Source organism: Desulfoluna sp. CYM3A (genome assembly GCF_056829965.1).
Genome location: NZ_CP186556.1, coordinates 6,207,416 through 6,226,820, shown reverse-complemented (window position 1 = coordinate 6,226,820; position 19,405 = coordinate 6,207,416). Strand labels below are relative to the sequence as shown.

Annotated in this window: 19 protein-coding genes and 1 pseudogene; 15 read left to right on the top strand and 5 right to left on the bottom strand. The window is 59.5% G+C overall.

From position 1 onward, the window contains the following. Positions 1-14: 14 nt before the first annotated feature. A complete protein-coding gene (locus tag ACOYW1_RS31265; RefSeq protein ID WP_246317700.1) occupies positions 15-821 on the bottom strand; it encodes an ABC transporter substrate-binding protein in 807 nt (268 codons plus the stop codon). Positions 822-876: 55 nt separating this feature from the next. Beyond that, positions 877-1,803, bottom strand: coding sequence for a substrate-binding domain-containing protein (locus tag ACOYW1_RS31260; RefSeq protein WP_482421043.1), 927 nt, complete (start codon positions 1,801-1,803; stop codon positions 877-879). 265 nt (positions 1,804-2,068) lie between these two features. On the opposite strand from ACOYW1_RS31260, the gene ACOYW1_RS31255 reads away from it, so the two are divergent. The 9 genes and pseudogenes from ACOYW1_RS31255 to ACOYW1_RS31215 all read left to right on the top strand — a co-directional run bounded on the left by ACOYW1_RS31255 (position 2,069) and on the right by ACOYW1_RS31215 (position 8,695). Continuing rightward, positions 2,069-2,644 (top strand): M48 family metalloprotease, encoded by a 576-nt coding sequence (locus ACOYW1_RS31255; RefSeq protein WP_482421042.1) that lies wholly within the window; start codon positions 2,069-2,071, stop codon positions 2,642-2,644. A gap of 142 nt (positions 2,645-2,786) precedes the next feature. Continuing rightward, positions 2,787-3,305: a hypothetical protein gene (locus tag ACOYW1_RS31250; protein ID WP_482421041.1), complete on the top strand. Its 519-nt coding sequence runs from the start codon at positions 2,787-2,789 to the stop codon at positions 3,303-3,305. Positions 3,306-3,475: 170 nt separating this feature from the next. Next, positions 3,476-4,075, top strand: a complete 600-nt coding sequence (locus ACOYW1_RS31245) for a MarC family protein (RefSeq protein ID WP_180137290.1) — start codon at positions 3,476-3,478, stop codon at positions 4,073-4,075. A gap of 409 nt (positions 4,076-4,484) precedes the next feature. Then, positions 4,485-5,432, top strand: coding sequence for a rhomboid family intramembrane serine protease (locus ACOYW1_RS31240; protein ID WP_482421040.1), 948 nt, complete (start codon positions 4,485-4,487; stop codon positions 5,430-5,432). A 270-nt stretch (positions 5,433-5,702) separates the two neighbouring features. Beyond that, positions 5,703-6,599 carry a hypothetical protein gene (locus ACOYW1_RS31235; protein ID WP_482421039.1) on the top strand — a complete coding sequence of 299 codons (897 nt, stop codon included), beginning with the start codon at positions 5,703-5,705 and terminating at the stop codon, positions 6,597-6,599. 62 nt (positions 6,600-6,661) lie between these two features. Then, positions 6,662-6,784, top strand: a complete 123-nt coding sequence (locus ACOYW1_RS31230) for a hypothetical protein (protein ID WP_482421038.1) — start codon at positions 6,662-6,664, stop codon at positions 6,782-6,784. A 256-nt stretch (positions 6,785-7,040) separates the two neighbouring features. Further along, positions 7,041-7,256 (top strand): annotated as a pseudogene (locus ACOYW1_RS31225) (acetyl-CoA hydrolase/transferase C-terminal domain-containing protein); the annotation flags it as partial. A 106-nt stretch (positions 7,257-7,362) separates the two neighbouring features. Next, positions 7,363-7,872, top strand: a complete 510-nt coding sequence (locus tag ACOYW1_RS31220; RefSeq protein ID WP_482421037.1) for an acetyl-CoA hydrolase/transferase C-terminal domain-containing protein — start codon at positions 7,363-7,365, stop codon at positions 7,870-7,872. A 175-nt stretch (positions 7,873-8,047) separates the two neighbouring features. Continuing rightward, positions 8,048-8,695 (top strand): hypothetical protein, encoded by a 648-nt coding sequence (locus tag ACOYW1_RS31215; RefSeq protein WP_482421036.1) that lies wholly within the window; start codon positions 8,048-8,050, stop codon positions 8,693-8,695. Here ACOYW1_RS31215 and ACOYW1_RS31210 read toward each other — a convergent pair. Then, positions 8,682-8,960 (bottom strand): hypothetical protein, encoded by a 279-nt coding sequence (locus ACOYW1_RS31210; protein ID WP_482421035.1) that lies wholly within the window; start codon positions 8,958-8,960, stop codon positions 8,682-8,684. The genes ACOYW1_RS31215 and ACOYW1_RS31210 overlap by 14 nt on opposite strands. A gap of 55 nt (positions 8,961-9,015) precedes the next feature. Here ACOYW1_RS31210 and ACOYW1_RS31205 point away from each other — a divergent pair, with 55 nt between their 5' ends. The 6 genes from ACOYW1_RS31205 to ACOYW1_RS31180 all read left to right on the top strand — a co-directional run bounded on the left by ACOYW1_RS31205 (position 9,016) and on the right by ACOYW1_RS31180 (position 15,873). Then, positions 9,016-9,264, top strand: coding sequence for a hypothetical protein (locus tag ACOYW1_RS31205; RefSeq protein ID WP_482421034.1), 249 nt, complete (start codon positions 9,016-9,018; stop codon positions 9,262-9,264). A gap of 523 nt (positions 9,265-9,787) precedes the next feature. Further along, positions 9,788-12,019, top strand: a complete 2,232-nt coding sequence (gene hrpA / locus ACOYW1_RS31200) for an ATP-dependent RNA helicase HrpA (protein WP_482421033.1) — start codon at positions 9,788-9,790, stop codon at positions 12,017-12,019. After that, positions 11,974-13,782 (top strand): DUF3418 domain-containing protein, encoded by a 1,809-nt coding sequence (locus tag ACOYW1_RS31195; RefSeq protein WP_482421032.1) that lies wholly within the window; start codon positions 11,974-11,976, stop codon positions 13,780-13,782. Before hrpA ends, ACOYW1_RS31195 begins: the two co-directional genes overlap by 46 nt. A gap of 343 nt (positions 13,783-14,125) precedes the next feature. After that, positions 14,126-14,806, top strand: a complete 681-nt coding sequence (locus ACOYW1_RS31190; protein ID WP_482421031.1) for a phospholipase A — start codon at positions 14,126-14,128, stop codon at positions 14,804-14,806. A gap of 198 nt (positions 14,807-15,004) precedes the next feature. Next, the gene (locus ACOYW1_RS31185) at positions 15,005-15,472 is read left to right on the top strand and encodes a phospholipase A (protein ID WP_482421030.1); all 468 of its coding nucleotides are present in this window, start codon (positions 15,005-15,007) and stop codon (positions 15,470-15,472) included. Beyond that, complete coding sequence (locus ACOYW1_RS31180; protein ID WP_482421029.1) at positions 15,391-15,873, top strand: phospholipase A; 483 nt, start codon at positions 15,391-15,393, stop codon at positions 15,871-15,873. Before ACOYW1_RS31185 ends, ACOYW1_RS31180 begins: the two co-directional genes overlap by 82 nt. On the opposite strand, the gene ACOYW1_RS31175 is transcribed toward ACOYW1_RS31180, so the two are convergent. Both ACOYW1_RS31175 and dsrP read right to left on the bottom strand, forming a co-directional pair. After that, positions 15,863-17,722 (bottom strand): methyl-accepting chemotaxis protein, encoded by a 1,860-nt coding sequence (locus ACOYW1_RS31175; RefSeq protein ID WP_482421028.1) that lies wholly within the window; start codon positions 17,720-17,722, stop codon positions 15,863-15,865. The two genes, ACOYW1_RS31180 and ACOYW1_RS31175, sit on opposite strands and share 11 nt — an antisense overlap. A 361-nt stretch (positions 17,723-18,083) precedes the next feature. Next, positions 18,084-19,223: a sulfate reduction electron transfer complex DsrMKJOP subunit DsrP gene (gene dsrP / locus ACOYW1_RS31170; protein ID WP_482421027.1), complete on the bottom strand. Its 1,140-nt coding sequence runs from the start codon at positions 19,221-19,223 to the stop codon at positions 18,084-18,086. Positions 19,224-19,405: the final 182 nt, after the last annotated feature.

Genomic DNA, 19,405 nt, shown 5'->3' with positions numbered 1-19,405 from the left:
CCTTGGTCCTGGCCTTATTGGGCGTTGGGGGTAAACAGCGCCATGCCCAGCAGGCGGAAATCGGCGATGAGCTTCTGGGCCCTGTCGCCTGCCATCCACGCGGAGAAGGCCTCGGCCAGCTCCTTTTGGGCATCTGGGCAGTTGCTGCTATTGAGGATCAGCACACTGTACTGATTCTTCAAAATAGCCCCGCCTTCCACGAGAACCTTCAAAGGCGGGTTGCCGCCGTTCTTGTGGCTGTACTTGATGTAGGTGCCGCGGTCGGTCATGGTGTAACCGCCGCGCTCTGCGGTGATGTTAAGAGACGCCAGCATGCCCTGGCCGGTCTGGACGTACCAGGCTTCCTTTTCGGGAAGGGGGCCGCCCGCCGCTTTCCAGAGCAGCTTCTCTTTTTTGTTGGTGCCGGAGTTGTCCCCGCGGCTCACAAAGGTCTTGCCTTTGGTGCGGATGGTGGCAAGGGCCTTTTCCACGGCCATGCCCTTGACCTTTGCCGGGTCGGCTTCGGGGCCGACGATGACAAAGTCGTTGAACATGATCTCTTTGCGGGACTCGGCGTAGCCGTCTTTGATGTACTTCTTCTCGGCAGGGGGCGCATGGACGAGGAGCACGTCCACGTCACAGTTCATGCCCAGCTTCAGGGCCTTGCCCGTTCCAACAGAGGTCCACTTGAGCTCAATGCCCGTGTCCTTGGTGAACTCCGGGGCCAGGTAGTCCAGGAGTCCGGTGTTGTCGGTGCTGGTGGTGGTGGCCATCATGAGCGCCTTGGCCTGAACACTTCCCGCCACGGCAATGGCCGCCACAAGGGCCATCATCGTGGTCATAAATCGTCTCTTCATCATGGTAAATCCCATCCCTTGTTGCATCTGGTTGTTCATGTCACGGACCGTCCGGAAACCGCATCAGCCCGCTCCCCTCAATATCGTATCCGGTTAAGCCCTGTTTCAACTCGTTGAGAGAGCTCTCCCGAAGCAGGGCCAGAAAGCCCTGAACCCTTCGATCAAAATAGAACTCACGCAGCACAAGCAGGTCGAACCGCTCCCGTCGCAGGGGGTAAAAGCCGAGACCCAGGAGATCCGCCACGGTCCGGATGCCCGGTCCGGCGTCGGCCCGGCCGGAGAGCACGGCCAGCCCCACGTCCATATGGCGGGAGACCTCCTCGCCATAGCCGTCGAGGCTCACGGCCTCAATGCCGCACGCCTTGAGTTCCCGGTCGAAAAGAAGCCGGGTGCCTGTTCCCAGGGGACGGTTGACAATGCGAATCCCGGGCGCCGAAAGGTCGGCCACACCGGAAAAATCGGTCCAGCCCGGGCGGTACACGATGCCCTGCTCCCGGTGGCAGAAGTTGATCACCACCGGCTGCCGCTCCAGCTCCCGACCGGCAAACTCAAAGTTGTAGTCCTGATCGTCGGTGGACACGAGGTGGCTGGAGGCGATATGGCACATACCGCTCTTGAGGGCCTGGATGCCCCCCATGCTGCCCACGTTGCCAAAGACCGCCAGCTCTCCCCGGCTGCTCTTGTTGTACTGTGAAAGCACCCGGTCCAGAAGCAGGTCGTTGCTCCCGGCCACCACCAGGGGGCCGCTGCCGCCGGTGTGGATATGGGCGGCATCCGGGTAGTTGATGGTGCTGTTCTCCACCCACTGCTCCACCAGGTATCGGGGGAAAAGCCACTTTCCCGTGACCTTGGACGCGGGCAGGCCCTTGTCCGAAATCAGCTGATACACCATCTTCTCGTTGACACCGAGAAAATCGGCCACCTCCCTGGTGGTTAGAAGGTCTTTTCCACGACCCCTGTTTTTCATCCATCCCCCTTGAAACAATGCATTTCAGCGTTTCAGAGTTTCCCATCCATTTCTTGTCAACTCATTTTGAAGAGACAGACCAAGAATAACCCAAAATGACCCAGAATGACAACCAGCCCCCATAGTATCCCTTTTCCGCCGGTTTTTCCAAAGCCTCATTTCGTGTTTCACGCGGCCCCGCCCCTTGCCAAAGCAAAATTTGTCTTTATCTTTTGGTGAATACACTTCGGAGTCATCCCCTTCAGCGCCCCAAAGGCCAGAAAGAATGCAGACCGACGTCCCGCAATCCGCACCGCCAGCCATTGCGGGCCAAGGTACCGGGCGCAGGGGCGATGTTTCCGAGCCCGAATATTTCATTCTCATCAAGGAGTCTTCCATGGGCAACCAGATCAAAACCACGATGCTCTTAACGGTCTTAACCCTTCTTATTGTGATGGCAGGACGTGTCATCGGCGGCCAGGCTGGCATGGTCATCGCCCTGGTCCTGGCCGGGGGCATGAACTTCTTCTCCTACTTCTACTCGGACAAGATGGTCCTGAAAATGTACAAAGCCAGGGAGGTGAGCCGAACCGAAGCGCCAAAACTCTACGCCATGGTCGAAGAGCTTGCAGGTCGCGCCGGGCTTCCCATGCCCAGGGTGTGCATCATCCCCCAGCAGGCCCCCAACGCCTTTGCCACGGGCCGCAACCCTGAACACGGGGTGGTGGCCGTCACTCAGGGCCTCCTGGACCTCATGGGGCCCGAAGAGGTCAAGGGCGTGCTGGCCCTGAGCTGGGCCACGTCGAGGCCGGGTTCGTCCTCGTGGGGACCGTGGCCGCCACCCTGGCCGGTGCCATCATGACCCTTGCGTCCATGGCCCGCTGGGCCGCCATCTTCGGCGGAGGGCGCAGTGATGAAGAAGGAGGCTCCGGCATCTTCGGCCTCATCGCCATGAGCATCATCGCCCCCATGGCCGCCGTGGCTGCTGCAGATGGCCATCTTCGGTGCCGGGATGCCTGCAGGCCAATGCAGCGGCCGCCCAGCTCACCGGCAACCCCGAAGGCCTGGCAGGCGCCCTTGAAAAACTGGGGGCCGCCTCCAGCCGCATCCCCATGGACGCGGAACCGGCAACGGCCCACATGTTCATCACCAACCCCCTGTCGGGCCGCAGCCTGGCCAACCTCTTCTCCACCCACCCTCCCATCGAAGAGCGGGTGGCCAAGCTCCGGGGCACGCGTCCCCGCCCCACGGGCGGCAGCCCCAAGGGCCCTTCCGGCCCCGCCAACCCCAGAATCCGGGGAAAGTCAACAAGAAGCCTCCAAAGCTTATTGCCCTTGCGCTTTCTCCTTCGTTCCTCAGGAAAAATCGCAAGGGCCGGCGGCCTTTTGGGGCGGTGTCATCAAAAACACCCCGGTGACCGATACAATGACGCAGGCCGGGCTCGCCATTCACCACTCACCATTCACTACACCCTATTCACCATCCCCTACTCCCCGTTTGCGTCCCCCTCCAAGATTTTATAAAATCCTTTCAAATTCCTGTTTTATCCCTCCCTGATTTGGTGTATACAAAGCTGCCTCCCCATGGAACATCTGTCGTTTTCCAAACCCGGGGAGCTGTTTGCCCGGCTGCCGGAGCCCGAAGTATCCCGGCGTGCCCATGCGTAGTATTCTGAATCAAGGAAGCAAGCCCCGTGGACCTCTCTTTATTCATCAACGACGCCCTGAAGATCTTCTTTATCTTCACCCCCTTTTTCGTTCTCTCCGCCTTCATCTCCATGACTCAGGAGATGGAAGAGAAGGAGAAAAAATGCCTGGCCCTGCGGGTGACCTTCGGCATCATCGTCATCTCTTTCTGCGTCTTTCTCTTCGGGAAATACCTCTTTGCCCTCTTCGGCATCACCCTGGATGCCTTCCGCATCGGGGCAGGCAGCATCCTCTTCCTTTCGGGGGTCTCCATGGTAGGAGGCAGCTCCAACATCAAGAGCGCCGGGGAGGGCAACGACATCGCCATCGTGCCTCTGGCCCTGCCCATCACCGTCGGTCCCGGGGGTATCGGGGTCCTGCTCCTCTTCGGCGCAGAAGCCACCACCCTTCCGGCCAAACTGGAGATCGGTGCGGCCATCCTCACGGCCTCAGGCTTTGTGGGTTCCATGCTCTTCTTCGCGCCCCTGGTGGTCAAAGCCGTGGGCAAGCAGGGCGTGGTCATCCTCTCCAAGGTCACGGGCCTCATGATTTCGGCCATCTCCGCCCAGATCATCTTCACCGGCATCCGGAATTTTCTGCTGCTATAGAATAAAAGCCTCCGGCGGGTCGCTTTGAAAAAAGCTTCCGTCTTCGCCTTCGGCAGGGCCGCCGGAGGCAATTTTAGGCTGAAACGATGAAGGGCATTTAGCATTTTTTAAACAGCTCCCCTGCCACGAACACCCTTGTCCCTGGAGCGCCGCACTCCTGTGCGGCACGGGTAACGACGGACTAAAAAGCCGCACCGGAGTGCGGCGCTCCGTTTCGGTCGATCTTTAGCGGTTGTTTTGAAGCCCCCAGCAAGGCTACTGAAGGTTTTTTCCCTTCAACCGCCCCGCCTTCTATAACCCATCCCCTATGCCCCATGACCTGCTTCCCCTTTGCAAGCACCCGACGAAATCGGCAGGATAGGAGCCATGAAAGCCGAACCCCACAACCACAGAGCCTAAGGGACCGCCCATGATCCCCCTGAGAGATACCCTCACCTCCCGCACCCTGCCGGTGGTGAACACCACCCTTATTGTCATCAACCTCCTGGTCTTTCTGCAGACGTTGTCGCAACCAGCCCACTTTTACCATATTTACGGACTGGTCCCGGCGCGCTACACCACCCCTGCGGCCTGGGAGTACTTTGGCGTGGCGGGCCAGATGACGGCCCTGGTCTCTTTCATGTTTCTCCACGGCGGCTGGCTGCACCTTCTCGGCAACATGCTCAGCCTTTACATCTTCGGGGACAACGTGGAAGACCGGCTGGGCCATGTACGCTACCTTCTCTTCTATCTGGGCGGGGGTGTCGTCTCCGGGCTCTCCCACATGCTTTTGAATCCGGGCTCCACCGTGCCCACCATCGGGGCCAGCGGTGCCGTGGCAGCGGTCATGGGGGCTTATTTCCTCCTCTACCCCCGGGCCAAGGTCCTGACTCTGGTGCCCCTGTTCTTCATCCCCCTTTTCTTTGAAATCCCGGCTTTCATCTTCCTCGGAATCTGGTTTCTCATGCAGTTCTTCAACGCCACCGGCGGCAGTGCCAGCGCCATTGCCTGGTGGGCGCACATCGGCGGGTTTCTCTGCGGCATGGCCTTTGTTCTGGTCACGGGCGCCCGCAAGGCGCCCACCAAACCACACAGGTTCCAGGCCGTCCGGTCACGGTCCCCGCGCCTGCAGATCATCCATGTCCGCGTGGACCAGGGAGGCTTCAACCTCACCGGGAGCCTTGCCATCACGCCCAAAGAGGCGCGCAAAGGGGCGGTCAAGCGTATCAACCTCTTCCGCTTCGGCAAGGGCCGCCTCATCAAGATCACCGTGCCACCCGGTGTCGAACCGGGCAAACGGCTTCGCTTAAAAGGCCTGGGGCTTCCCCACCCCAACGGGTCACGGGGCGATCTTTTCCTCACCATTGCCATGGATTGATGGAGACTAAATCATCGGACAACGGCCGGTGCTGTATCTGCCGATCACCCTGCCTTTTCTTGGTCTTAGCCCAAAGAGATCGCGTCCCCCTTTTTGTATTAACAGCATTCCCGAACAATACTCATAGTATTTTCCTTCCCACGTTTTTTTACAGGCATTACTGCATCTTCAAAAATAACATAGTTCATGTGCGCCACCATAGTATCAAGGCAGGATCCGCGGGCTTCGAGCCCCATGGAGACATTGAAACAGCAAGGGGGGATATGGGTTATGACAAGTAACACAACGTACCATGACAACACCTCCGCCTGTGTGGAAGAAGTCATCCGCACCGTCGGAAGCGGATCCTGTTTCGGCATGCCTCTGGCCTTGGGAAAACCGGCCCTTTTTGTCAACGAACTCTACCGACACGCCAAAAGAAACCCGCAGATCAAGCTGACCATCCTCACCGCCCTGGCCCTGGAAAAACCCGAAGGAGCCAGCGACCTTGAAAAACGCCTGTTAGGTCCCCTTGTGGAACGCATCTTCGGCGGATGCCCGGAGTTTGACTACATGAAAGACTTCCGGGCCGGAACCATGCCCGAAAACATCAAGCTCTACGAGTTCTTCAACAAAGCCGGGGGGTACATGGGCAGCCCCGAAGCCCAGCAGAACCACCTCAACTCCAACTACACCCACGTCATCCGGGACGGCATCGATTTCGGCATCAACGTTTACGGCCAGATGCTCTCCGTGCGGGACGGCAACGGATCGGGCCCCCAGTACTCCATGGGCTGCAACACCGACATCAGCTTAGAGTGCATCGCTGCCCTGAAAAAACAACGGGCCAATGGCAAAAAAGTGGCGGTGGTGGGCGAGGTCAACACCAACCTTCCCTTCATGTACGGAGACGCCGTGGTCCCGGCTGCGGACTACGACTTCATCTTAAACAACGACAACACCTCCTACGAACTCTTCGGCCCGCCCAAGGAGTCGGTCTCCGACGTGGACCACCTCATCGGGCTCCATGTGAGCGCCCTGGTCAAGGACGGGGGGACCATTCAGGTGGGTATCGGCTACTTGGGGGACGCCATCGTCTCTCCGGCCTCCAGCTTCGCCACACCGACAATGCCAGGTACAACACCATCATTGAAAAGGCCGGGATCACGGCCACCTACGGTGACCTGATCCAAAAGGTCGGGGGCACCGACACCTTTGCCCAAGGGCTCTACGGCTCTTCGGAGATGTTCGTGGACGCCTTCATGGAGCTCTACAAAAGCGGCATCCTCAAGCGAAAGGTCTTTGAGAGCGTTCCCCTCATGGAGCTGATCAACGAAAAACGCCTGGATTGGGTCTCCGGAGAACCTGTTTGACCTTCTCGTCAAAAGAGGCTGTGCAGGAAGCCGAAAAGATGTCCGGTTCCTCACCGCCTTCGGCCTTCTCAAAGAGGGGGTGACCTGGAGAGACGGCACACTCTACGACGGGGAGACCGCCTATGAAACCGACCTGTCCGTACCGAAAAACCTCCAGGCCATCAAAGCGATCCGTGGAGAAAAGCTCAACGGGGGCAGCGTGATTTTAGGGGCCTTTTTCATTGGTCCGCGCAGTTTTTACAAGGCCCTCAACACCATGGACGAAGAGGAGAGAAAGCTCTTTGGCATGTCAGGGGTGGACAAGGTGAACCAGCTCTACGGCGACGAAAAACTCCGCAGTCTCCAGAGAAAGGACGGCCGCTTCATCAACACCGCCATGATGATCAGCATCTTCGGATCCGTTGTCTCCGACGCCCTGGACGACGGCCGGGTGGTGAGCGGCATCGGGGGGCAGTACAACTTTGTCTCCATGGCCCATGCCCTTCCCGACGGCCGTCTCATCATGATGGTCCGCAGCACCCGGGGCAGCGCCGACAACCCGCAGTCCCAACATCGTCTTCAACTACGGCCACTGCTCCGTGCCCAAGCACCTTCGGGACATCGTGGTGACCGAATACGGCATCGCCGACGTCCGGGGCCTGCCCGACAAGGATGTCATCCTGGGACTCATCAAGATAGCCGACTCCCGCTTCCAGGGCGACCTGCTGGCCCGGGCCAAAAAAGCCGGCAAGGTGCCCTCTCACTACGAGATCCCCGAAGCCTATCGTCACAACACCCCGGAAAAGGTTTCTGCCTTTCTGGCCCCGTACAAAAAAGAGGGGCTCTTTCAGGTCTTTCCCTTTGGCACGGACTTTACCGACGAAGAGGTGGCCTTAGGCGGTGCCTTGCGGGCCTTCAAGGCCAAGGCCGGCAAAAACAAGCTCGGCGTGGCCATGTCCCTGGCCGGTGAATTCTTTAAACCCGTGCCCGCTGGGGCCGAGCCCTACCTGAACCGCATGGCCCTTAAAACCCCGGCGGTCTTCAAGGAGAGGCTCCTCCAGAAAGTGGTGATCTCCGCCCTGAAAGCCAACGGACGGATCGCCGGGTAACCCGCCATCCCGAAAAAGGACCTGCACCCCGTCCGGGGGGCAGGCCCCTGCATCCCCATGGCCGTTGCAGGGAGTACCGGCGCCCCTGATTTATTCTGTTGAGATTCAATACAATATATCGCATACTTCACAGGTCGGGTCCTGGAACCCGACCCTTGTGCCCAAGGATGCCCGTATGCACACGATGATCCGCACCGACTCACCCCACGTCACCCGACAAGGCACGTTCCTCATCAGCTACAGCATATGGGAGCCCAACCCAGCGACACACTCATCGGTTCCCGCAACATCACCCAACGACGCACAGCCAAACGGCACCCGGACCCGTTCACCGGGGCCGCCGTCCCACATGAGGGAAGCCATGACCGTTCGGAAAAAAAACCGACGACACCCTTATGCCAAGCCGCATCGCAGACGAGAGCGAAAGCCCGTTGTGACGCCCGCCCAGATCTGCATTGTGGCCATTCTCACCACCGCCCTTTTTGCCGGTGGGGCCATTTTCCTCAAGATCACCAGCGCCTCGGCCTTCAATATCACCACCCAGCACGACCTTCAGCTCTTTGCAGACTTCCAGAAATTCCATTTCTCCATGAACGGCACCTGCATCGGCGACCAGGGGGAGTCCATTCGCAACGACGGCCTGCCCTCCACCATCGACCTGACCGACTACACCCTCTCCAAGGGGGTCTCCATCACCATCGTTGCAGGATCACCCGAGGACCCGTACAATCCCAACAATCCGTTCACCATGCAGGCCAAGCACAAACGTGCCGCAACCGTTTACGAATACAGCTTTGCAACCGACACAATCATCGAAAGGTAGAGCCGTCATGTCCAAGGATCATGAACGCAAGCTGAGAAACTATGTCATCAACCGCTCCCTTCAGCTCCGCCTGATCTTTGTCAGCCTGGGGTACATGGCCATCACCCTTGCCGTGACCCTCGCCTTTACCCTCCTGCCTGTTCTCCACGCCATGTTCGACGCCTCCGACCCCAACGCCCAGTACGAAGCCGCCCAGGTCTTTCTCCTGCTGGCCCAGCGCCTCGTGCCCGCCGTGCTGGTTCTCTTCCTCTTTTTTTTCGTCCACCTGGTAATTATGACCCACCGCATCTGCGGCCCCCTCAGTGGACCCCGCCCCTTGAGTGACTCCTGGCAAGGCAACCCCCCCGCCGCTTCGCCGTCCGCCTTCGGAACGGGACTATCTCCGGGACGAAGCAGACATGGTCAACGAGGCCCTGGACTCCTTGACAGACCAGCTCACCGCCCTCCGGCAAGAAAACCTCGCCCTTGCCGAAAGCCTGGAAAAGGCCTCCCACAACCCTGAGATGCTCACCGAAGCGCGCCGCAGAAACGACCGCATCGACGAGCTGCTCAGCACCTTTCATCCGTAGCCGGCCTCAGCCTCGCCCATCCATCCCTGCACGCAACAAAGGGTTTCAAGGTGCCCACCTTGCCGCCGAAGGCTTGCTTTTTCCCCACTTTAACCATAGCAGGCTCTTTTGAACCGAACGGTTGCAAAGGGAGAAACCCATGCCTACAGGGTTAACGCATTTAGATTTTGGCCTCCGGCGGCCCTGCCGGGGGCCAAACTTTTGAAAAGTTTGACAAGCAGATTTTGTTTTTTGAAGGTGCGTTACTTCAGAGCATAGGCCCTCTTCTTTTTCAATTTATCAAAGCACTTATCTCCAGCCCCTGCGGGGCTGGAGATAAGCGCCTTTTGATTACCCGGAACGTTTTTGCGGAGCTTTTTCAAAAAGCAACCGCGAGGCGGCTCATTTTTAAATGCATTGGCCCTGCCCACGCCTCGCCGTGGCCTTGATTTTACATGGCATTGTCATTAAAGTGTCCCTGCCGAAGCCGGGGTAACAGTGGAAACCCCCGGAGGATTTATCACCCGTGGAGAGCAGGAGACGCATGGAATCACAGGCGTTTAAAAAAGAGGTGGAACGGGCCTTACGGAGCCTGGGCCGCACCATGATCAGGGACCGCCACCCCTTGCGGCGGGACCTGAAGAAACTCGAACGCATCAACACCCCGGACGAGAAAGCCATGGGAAGGCTTACCGCCCTCCGGGAGCGCCTTGCAGCGTCCATGGACGAGCGCAACCGCCGTCGCCAGAACCCGCCTGCCCTCAACTACAACCCGGACCTTCCGGTCACCGCCCGAAGAGAAGAGATCGTCGAGACCATCAAGAAGCACCAGGTGGTGATCATCTCCGGGGAGACCGGCTCGGGCAAGACCACCCAGATCCCCAAATTCTGCGTGGAGGCAGGGCGCGGCACTGGCGGGCTCATCGCCGTGACCCAGCCCCGGCGTATTGCTGCTGTCTCCGTGGCCAACCGCCTGGCCGAAGAGATGGGCGAAGAACCCGGCAACAGCGTGGGCTACAAGATCCGGTTCCACGAAACCGGGGACAAAGACGGCACCATCCGCCTCATGACCGACGGAATCCTCCTGGCCGAAGCCCAGGGAGACCCCTTCCTCTCCACCTACGACACCATCATCGTGGACGAGGCCCACGAACGCAGCCTGAACATCGACTTTATCCTCGGCATCCTTCGCACCCTGGTGAAAAAACGGCGGGACCTGAAGGTCATTGTGACGTCGGCCACTATCGACACGGAGAAATTCTCCAAGGCCTTTTCCGGCGCCCCCATCATTGAGGTGTCCGGCCGCACCTTCCCCGTGGAGGTGATCCACCAGCCCCTGGAATCCAAGGACGACAGCTACGTGGAGGCCGCGGTCACCGCCCTGGATCAGCTCGTGGCCCTGGGCCCCTACGGGGATGTCCTCATCTTCATGCCCACGGAGGCCGACATCAAAGAGGCCTGCGACATGATCGAGGGTAGGCGCCACAAGGCCATGACCGTGCTGCCCCTGTATGCGCGCCTCTCCGCCCACGACCAGAAAAAGGTCTTCCAGAGCGCCTTTGGCCGCAAGGTGATTGTCTCCACCAACGTGGCCGAGACCTCCATCACCATTCCGGGCATCAAGTACGTCATCGACACGGGCGTGGCCCGAATTCCCCGCTACTCCCCGCGCACCCGCACCACCAGCCTGCCGGTGATGGAGATCTCCAGGTCCAGCGCCGACCAGCGAAAAGGGCGCTGCGGCCGCGTGGAAAACGGGGTGTGCGTCCGCCTCTACGACGAGGCATCCTTGGAGAGCCGCCCCCTGTTCACCCTGCCGGAGATCCTGCGGGCCAACCTGGCCGAGGTTATCCTGCGCATGCTTTCCTTGAAACTCGGCCGGGTGGAGACCTTCCCCTTTGTGGATCCCCCCTCTCCCCAGAGCATTGCCGACGGCTTCCAGACCCTCCTGGAGCTCGGGGCCATCCAGGAGACTAAGGGCCGAAACGGCGAGGTGCGCCACGCCCTCACCCGCACCGGCCGCATCATGGCCTCCATTCCCGTGGACCCCAAGCTCTCCCGCATCCTCATCGATGCCTCGGCCAACGGCTGCCTCGAAGAGGTTCTGGTCATCATCTCGGCCCTCACCATCCGGGACCCCAGGGAGCGCCCCGACGGCAAGGAGGCCCAGGCCGACCAGAAACACGCGGCCTTCAAAGACCCCAGCTCCGACTTCGTGACCCTGCTCAACATCTGGAAGCGCTTCAAGGAGCACATGGGGGGCACCAAAAAAATGAGTGCCATGAAGGCCTTCTGCAAGGAGAACTACGTCTCCTTCCTGCGCATGCGCGAGTGGATCGACATCCACGGCCAGCTCTCCCGCATTGCAAAGGAGTTCTCCCCGGACGTCACCCAAAAATCCGCCCGACCGGCTGAGCCCCAAAAGGGGAAAAAAGCGACCTTCGGAGCCGAGTACACCGCCATCCACAAGTCCATCCTGGCCGGTTACCTCTCCAGCATCGCCACCTGCAAGGAGAAAAACCGCTACAACGCCACCAAGGGACGTGAGGTGATGATCTTCCCGGGGTCGGGACTCTTCAACAAAGGGGGGCAATGGATCGTGGCATCGGAGATGGTGGAGACCTCCCGGCTCTTTGCCCGGAACGTCGCCCGCGCATCAACTTCGACTGGCTGGAGGAACTGGGAGAAAGCTGGAAGCGCACCTTCTCCAACCCCCGCTGGGAAAAGAAGATGGGCGCGGTGGTGGCCGACGAGCAGGTCACCCTCTTCGGCCTGATCATCGTCGCAGACCGCAAGGTCCTCTTTGGGCCCACCGATCCCGAAGAGGCCACCCGCCTCTTCATCCGCAGCGCCCTGGTGGAAGGAGATCTGGAGGTGCCCAAGGGCAACCGGCATTTTACCTTTTTAGAACACAACCGGGCCCTCATCGACGACGTGCGGGAGGTGGAAGACCGCATCCGAAGGCGGGACATCCTCATCAGCGAGGAGGATCTTTTCTCCTTTTACGCGGACAAAATCACCAACACCTGGGACATCCGCACCTTCTCACGGCACCTCAAGGTGGCCGGGGGAGACGCCCACCTCATGATGGACCCCGAGGCCATCGCCCGGTACACCCCGGAAGAAGAGGAGCTGGCGGCCTTTCCCAAGGGCATCACCGTGGGGGGCGGTACCTTTTCCCTCTCCTACGCCTTTGAACCGGGAAAAGAGAAAGACGGCGTCACCCTCACCGTTCCGGCCCACTCGGCCAAAGCCCTCTCCAAAGAGGCCCTGGACTGGGTGGTGCCCGGCCTCATGCCCGAAAAGATCGAGGCCATGATCAAGGCCCTGCCCAAGGAGCACCGCAAGCGGCTGGTGCCCGTCTCCGACACCGTGGCCGTCATCGCCCGGGAGATGGAAGAGCTCGACACTTTGAAACAGGGAGCCTTTCCCACACGCCCCCTCATCACCGCCCTGGGCTCCTTCATTGCCCGCAGGTTCGGGGTGCGCATTCCCCCCAACGCATGGCAGGCCGGGGCCGTGCCCGATCACCTCAAGGTGCGCATCGCCGTCACCGGCGCCAAGGGCAAGGAGCTGGCCGCGTCCCGGGACAAATCCGTCCTCCTCACCCCGGCAGCCGAGGCTGTTGCCCCCAAGGACGACGCCTTCCGAAAGCTGAGCCGCACCTGGGAGAAAACCGGCCTCATCGAATGGCCCATGGACGAGATCCCAGCCTCCGTCCCCGCGCCCGGAGGTCTTTTTGCCTACCCGGCCCTGACCGTACGCAAAGGCTCCGTGGACCTTGTCCTCCACCGCCACGACAAGGAGGCCCTGCGCCTCCACAGAAAAGGGGTATCGGCCCTCACAGCCCTGCGCCTGGCCAAAGAGGTCAGAAGCCTCTCCAAAGACCTGAAACTCACCGGAGAGGCAAAAAAACGCGCAGCTTACTTCGGAGGGGACGCCCCCCTCACCACGGCCCTGGCCGCCAAGACCACGGAGCTGCTCTTTGCAGCAGATATCCGTACCCGCGCTGCCTTCGAGGCCCACGTCAGCGAGGTGTCCAAAAAACTCTACGCCACGGGAACCAAGCTCCTGGCCGCGGTGGAGGCCATCCTCACCGAGTACCACGCCACCAGCAGCCTCATCTATACCGAGGAACTCCGGCGCTCCAAGACCCCGGCGGGCCAGCTCTTAACCGGCATGATGCGAAACGAGCTGGACCTTCTGGTCCCCAAAAACTTCATCGACCTCTACGGCCGCCGCCTCACCCGGCTCGACGCCCGCATCCGGGCAGTAGCGTCGCCAAGCGCGCCTTTGACGCCCCGGAAAAAGACCGCATCAAAGCCCGGGAAGTGGCCCCCTTGTCCAGGCCATGAACAGCCTGGTGGCCTCCCTCAACCCCGACTCCTCCGAAGAGAAAAAAGAGGCCATCGAGGCCCTCTTCTGGTCCATCGAAGAGTTCAAGATCTCAATCTACGCCCAGGAGATCGGCACCCGGGAAAAGGTCTCGGCCAAACGCCTCAACGGAATCGGATCCGGGAGATCGAGGTAATGATCTGACGGTTCCCGAGGTATAGCCCCCCAGAAAAAAAGGCGCGAAGGCCATGCCTTCGCGCCTCCCCCTGACATTATTCCCTCAAGGGAAACGCCCCATTGACCGTTATATGATAAAACACCGTTCCCGCATCCCCGCGGGAACATCCGAGGATACCGCACGGTGCGGTGTCTTCCCTTTAAGTTGACCACCCCATCATTTCCAAGCAGGACAAACTGATGATTTTTCGTTCTATCGTGGCCCTGGCGTTTTTCACGGCCACCCTTTTCGTGACACAACCGGCAGGGCCACGGCGATAATCACCCATGTGGCCCAGAGGATTCTATCCTTCACAAACCCACCTGGATCATGCCCGCTACCTGGTCCAATGAATACAACGGAGACGAAACCGAAGCGGTCTTTCAGATCAGCGTCAAAAAGCGGATCATGGAGGCCAAGGGGCTCTCGTGGGCCTACACCCAGAAATCTTTCTGGCAGGCCTACAACACGGACGAGTCCAGCCCTTTCCGGGAGACCAACTACAACCCTGAAGTCTTCTACCGCTTTGAACCCGGCAACGACCTGTTCCAGTCCCTGGGAAGCCAGAACCTGGGCCTGGACATCGGCTTCGAGCACGAGTCCAACGGCCGCTCCATGCCCGAGTCCCGAAGCTGGAACCGCGCCTACCTCACCCCGTACTACGCCGACGGAAACCTGCTTGTGGCCCTAAAGCTCTGGTACATTACAGAGGACAGCGAAGACGTACCCGAAGACGGAAAGAGCGGAAGCAACAACCCGGACATCGCCGATTACATGGGATACGGAGAGCTCAACCTCACATACCAGACCTACGGGGACCAGCTCTTCAACCTCATGGGCCGATGCAACCCGGCAACGGGCAAAGGGGCCGCGAGCCTCACCTGGAGCATTCCCATCACCGACGGCGGGGCCTTCTTCATGGTCCAGGGATTCCATGGATACGGGGACAGCCTCATCGACTACAACCGGTCCGTCTCCCGCGTGGGTGTGGGCATCATGCTCTCCCGGTAAGCCCTCCGGCTCCTGTGGCGTCAAGGTATTCATGATGCGGCGCCCCCACCCAAAACATTGTACACATCACGTGAAGCCTTTTCACAAATCAGCCTTTCATGCTAACGTACGGCGCTGATATGCAAGCAGCACGCTTCTCACCGGGGCCTTCCGCGCGGAGGCCCTCAGACCCATGCGAGCTTTGAAAAGGTAACCCCCATGCGCCCACGTGCTTTTCTCCTCCTCCTGCTCCTTGCCGGGCTTGTGTTTTCAACACCCGCCCGCGCCTTTGACTACACCATCACCGACATGGCCCAGGGCATCTCCCGGCACAAGGCCACCTGGATCATGCCCTTCACCTGGTCCGATGCCTACCACAGCGAACACAGCGAACTCGTTTTTCAGTTCAGCCTCAAAAAACAGATCATGAACACCGGGTTCCACGTGGCCTACACCCAGAAATCCTTCTGGCAGGCTTACAATCACGACAAGCTCCTCCCCTTTCGGGAGACGGGGCAGGCCCCCAGACCCCGGAGATCTTCTACCGGTTCCTGCCGGGCAGCCCCCTTCACCAATTGTTGGGAAACGGCCCCCTTGTCAACAAGATGGGGGCGGACCTCGGCTTCGAGCACGAATCCAACGGCCAGGACATGCCCGACTCCCGAAGCTGGAACCGCTTTTACGTGACCCCCTTCTACGCCGACGGCAACCTCCTTGCCTGGCTGAAACTCTGGTACATCACCGAAGACAGCAAAGACGTCTCCTCAGACGGCTCCGAAGGAAGCAACAACCCGGACATTGCTGACTTCATGGGCTACAGTGAGTTCAACATCAAGTATCAGTTCGCCAAAGAGCAGCTCATCCACCTCATGGCCCGGGGCAACCTGCGGGAAGGAAAAGGGGCCGCAAGCCTCACCTGGAGCATCCCCGTCACCGAAGGGGGCGTTTTCTTTATGATCCAGGGCTTCCACGGGTACGGAGACAGCCTCATCGACTACAACCGCGAGATCACCCGCGTGGGAGCCGGTTTTATGCTCACCAATAAACCCGCCCACATGCAAACAAAGGCGAAGGGTGTTAAATCCTGAAACTGCTGATGGCAGACCTCAGGTCCCTGGCAAGAACGCTGAGCTGCTCGGCGCTTCCCTGGACCTGCCTGCCGCTGCCGGACATCCGTTCCGCTGACTCACAGACATTTCTGATATCCACGGTGGTCTCCCGGGCACTCAGGCTCCCTGCCCTGACCCGTTCGGAAACCGTATCGATGCCCACGGCGATCTGATTGATGTGCCTTGTGATGTCCTGGGTAGATGCGGCCTGAGCGTCCACAGCCTGTTCCATGCCCCCCACCATATTGTGGGTGTTTTTCACGGCCTCGGTCATGGCATGGATCTCTTCCAAGCTCTCCCGGGTGGCATCCTGGATGCCCTGAACCGTTTTTTTGATGGCCTCAATGGCCTCGGCTGTCTGGAGGGACAGGGCCCGGATCTCGTCGGCAACCACGGCAAACCCTTTGCCGTACTCCCCTGCCCGGGCGGCCTCGATGGTGGCATTGAGGGAGAGCAGCTTGGTCTGCTCGGAAATTTCCGTGACCGCCTCGGAGACCGTTTCAATCTGGGTCGCGGCCCGCCCCATGCGAGTGATGGTTTCAAGGGTCCTGTCCGCTGTCTCCACAGCGGCTCCGGTCTGCTGCATGGCCTCTCCGGCCCCCTTGGAGACAGCCTGGATCGCCACCCCCATCCCATCGGCTGCGGAGGTAATCCCCGCCGCCTGACGGGAGGTATCGGCCATGGTTTCCGAGATGGCCTCGATGCCCGAGCCCGTCTGCTCGGTGGCGGCGTTGGCCGCAGAGGCTTTTTCCGAAGTGTCACGGGTTTCATTGACCAGGTCCCGGGAGATGCCCAGCAACTCCTCGGATGCCGCCGTCACCTCCTCTGCGCTCCTCGAAATCCGCGCCACGATGTTCTGGAGCTTTTCCATGAAGGTGTTGACCCAGGAAGCCAGCTCTCCGATTTCATCTTTGCGCCCCCTACAGAGCCTGAGGTCCATCCGCCCTCCCCCGTGGCAATGTCTTTGATTCGGGCAACGGTTTCGTTGATGGGCCGGTGATGGTGATACAGAGAACAGGCAGGCCCCGACACCTACGGCAAGCAGCAGGAAGGTGACCACAAGGATGGCGATCAAGGCTCCGTTCATCTCTTTTAAAAGGGTGCTGCTCACCGTCTCAATCAGCTCATCCTCATTGGCTTCGGCCACAAGGTACCACCCCAGTTCCGGGACAAAGCGCGTCATGGCGATGATGGCATCGCCCCGGGCATCGGTCAGACGGATGACTGAACGCTTCTTACTCAGAGCGGCTTCGGCGTGCTCCCCCCACCCGGCTTTGTCCGCAAGGGTCTGCCGTTGAATGAGGTCCCGGTTCCGATGCAACATCACCCGTCCCGTGCGGTCCACCATGTAGGTTTCCCCTTTTTCCCCCACGGTGGTGTCCGTAATCTGGTGGTTGAAGGTCGCAAGGTCCAGAGAAACGGAGGTCAGCCCCAGGAAGCGCCCGTCTGATTCAATGCGACGGTTGATAAAGGCCATGGAACCATACACCGGGTCATTGATGTGCAGGTTGATATCGAGGGTTTTCCCGCTCTCCTTAAACGCCTTGAACCAGGCGTCGGAAGGTGAAAGTGTCTTGAAGCTCGCTTTCCCGTCCCGCATGTCGTAATAGCTCTGGTTGTCCCACAGCACCACATTGGCCCCACCGGTGCCCAGGCTTCCGATGACGCCCTTGAGGAGCTCATACACCGTCTCACGGCCCGCTTCGGGCTCTCCCTCTTTGACCCACCGAATCAAAAAGGGGTTTTCCGCCACCATGTCCAGGCTTTTCGCAGGCCAGATCAACCGATCATCCACCACGGAAGAGATATTCTTCATCACCGCCGGCATGTGGATCGCCTCGATAAACGTTCCAAGGCAGGACCGCCCGATACGATAATTGATGGATGTCACCGCAACACAGGTCAACAGAACCAGAATACCTGTCAGGATATTTAATTTCGCCCCTACCCCTCTTACCCTCATAGCCATTCCCCATTTAAGCAATATGTGATTTAAAATTGAAGAATGGTATATAGATTTCAAGTAAAAGAATCAACATTGTTTCAATGAAGGGAGCCCCCTGTAGGCATTCCTCATAACATCACCGGCCCACCCTCACCGCCACGCAGTTGATCATTTCAAAGGTAACAATTTAACTTATTTTTTTGCCTCCGGCAGAATCACCGGAGGCAGAGGGTGGCTCAGCGTCTCAATTGCTTCGTTTCACGCCCAGGGTTATTTTGTACAGCACGGTAAGGACCAGAAGACCGATGGCCGTAATGCCCGCCGAGATCATCAGCTCCATGAAGGAGGGCACATACTCGGTGACATGGTGGAGGGGAGACGGCATGATCATGCCGAGGCCCTTGTCGATCCAGATGCCCACAAAAGCGCTGAGGCAGGCAACAGCAAGGATCGTCTCATTGTTTCTGGTCACGGGGGGAACAAGCAGGAGCGCTGCCGCCCCCATGAGAAGCAGGGAGCCCCGCATCCAGGGAACGAGAACCCCGTGGCCGTGGAGCCCCACGTAGAGGTACTTCAGGTGGTCCATGTGCTCTGGAATCCGGGAGTAAAACGCCACAAACACCTCGCACCCCAGAAAAAAGAGGTTGGCCACCATGCCGTAGGCAGTGATGACGGCAAGGGTCTTGATCGCCTTCTGGCCGGGGTCAAAGTCCGAGACCTTTCGAATAACAAAGCAGAGCAGGATCAGAAGGGCCGGACCGGCGGCAAAAGCCGAGGCAAGGAACCGGGGGGCCAGGATGGCCGTCAGCCAGAACCCCCGACCTGGAAGGCCGCAGTAGATAAAGGCCGTCATGGTGTGGATGGCAAAGGCCATGGGAATGGAAAGATACACCAGCACTTTCACCCAGGGGGCTGGTGCCACCCCGTTACGCTCGGCCTCAAGGACATTCCACCCGATGATGATGTTCATAAGAAGGTAAGCCATCAGCACGTTGCCGTCCCAGAAGAGCATAGACGACGGCGTGGCGTTGAGGAAAATATTCAGGGCCCGGAAGGGCTGCCCCAAATGAATGAGCAGGTAGAGAAAACACATCACAATGGAGGCCACGGCCAGAAATTCCCCCAGCACCGTGATCCGCCCGAAGGCCTTGTAGTCATGGAGGTAATACGGAAGCACCAGCATCACCCCCCCTGCCGCCACCCCCACCAGAAAGGTCATCTGGGCCGTGTAAAATCCCCAGGAGACATCCCGGCTCTGGCCCGTGATCATCAGCCCGTGTTCAAGCTGCTGCCCGTAACACAACGCCCCCAGCACCAGCACCGCCAGAAGCCCCGCAATCCACGCCCAATACCCTTTTCCACCCTTAATCGCCAACTCAAGCATACGCCCTCCGCATAGAAAAATTCCAGGTCATCAAACATCTGTCGGGAGGGAGTATACAAATCGCAAGTTAAGCAGGAATAAAGCAGCAGTAAAAACGCCAGGGAAAAGCGTGCCTCCGGCGGCCAAGGGCTGAGCCCTTGGAACCCAGGTTCGCAAATACTCCGGGACTCGTTCCTCGCCCT

Bases quoted from the DNA above. Each gene is read 5' to 3' on its own strand.
- ACOYW1_RS31265 (WP_246317700.1), bottom strand. From the start codon at position 821: ATGACCACGATGATGGCCCTTGTGGCGGCCATTGCCGTGGCGGGAAGT.
- ACOYW1_RS31260 (WP_482421043.1), bottom strand. From the start codon at position 1,803: ATGAAAAACAGGGGTCGTGGAAAAGACCTTCTAACCACCAGGGAGGTG.
- ACOYW1_RS31255 (WP_482421042.1), top strand. From the start codon at position 2,069: ATGCAGACCGACGTCCCGCAATCCGCACCGCCAGCCATTGCGGGCCAA.
- ACOYW1_RS31240 (WP_482421040.1), top strand. From the start codon at position 4,485: ATGATCCCCCTGAGAGATACCCTCACCTCCCGCACCCTGCCGGTGGTG.
- ACOYW1_RS31235 (WP_482421039.1), top strand. From the start codon at position 5,703: ATGACAAGTAACACAACGTACCATGACAACACCTCCGCCTGTGTGGAA.
- ACOYW1_RS31215 (WP_482421036.1), top strand. From the start codon at position 8,048: ATGCACACGATGATCCGCACCGACTCACCCCACGTCACCCGACAAGGC.
- hrpA (WP_482421033.1), top strand. From the start codon at position 9,788: ATGGAATCACAGGCGTTTAAAAAAGAGGTGGAACGGGCCTTACGGAGC.
- ACOYW1_RS31195 (WP_482421032.1), top strand. From the start codon at position 11,974: ATGGGCGCGGTGGTGGCCGACGAGCAGGTCACCCTCTTCGGCCTGATC.
- ACOYW1_RS31190 (WP_482421031.1), top strand. From the start codon at position 14,126: ATGCCCGCTACCTGGTCCAATGAATACAACGGAGACGAAACCGAAGCG.
- ACOYW1_RS31185 (WP_482421030.1), top strand. From the start codon at position 15,005: ATGCGCCCACGTGCTTTTCTCCTCCTCCTGCTCCTTGCCGGGCTTGTG.
- ACOYW1_RS31180 (WP_482421029.1), top strand. From the start codon at position 15,391: ATGGGGGCGGACCTCGGCTTCGAGCACGAATCCAACGGCCAGGACATG.
- ACOYW1_RS31175 (WP_482421028.1), bottom strand. From the start codon at position 17,722: ATGCCGGCGGTGATGAAGAATATCTCTTCCGTGGTGGATGATCGGTTG.
- dsrP (WP_482421027.1), bottom strand. From the start codon at position 19,223: ATGCTTGAGTTGGCGATTAAGGGTGGAAAAGGGTATTGGGCGTGGATT.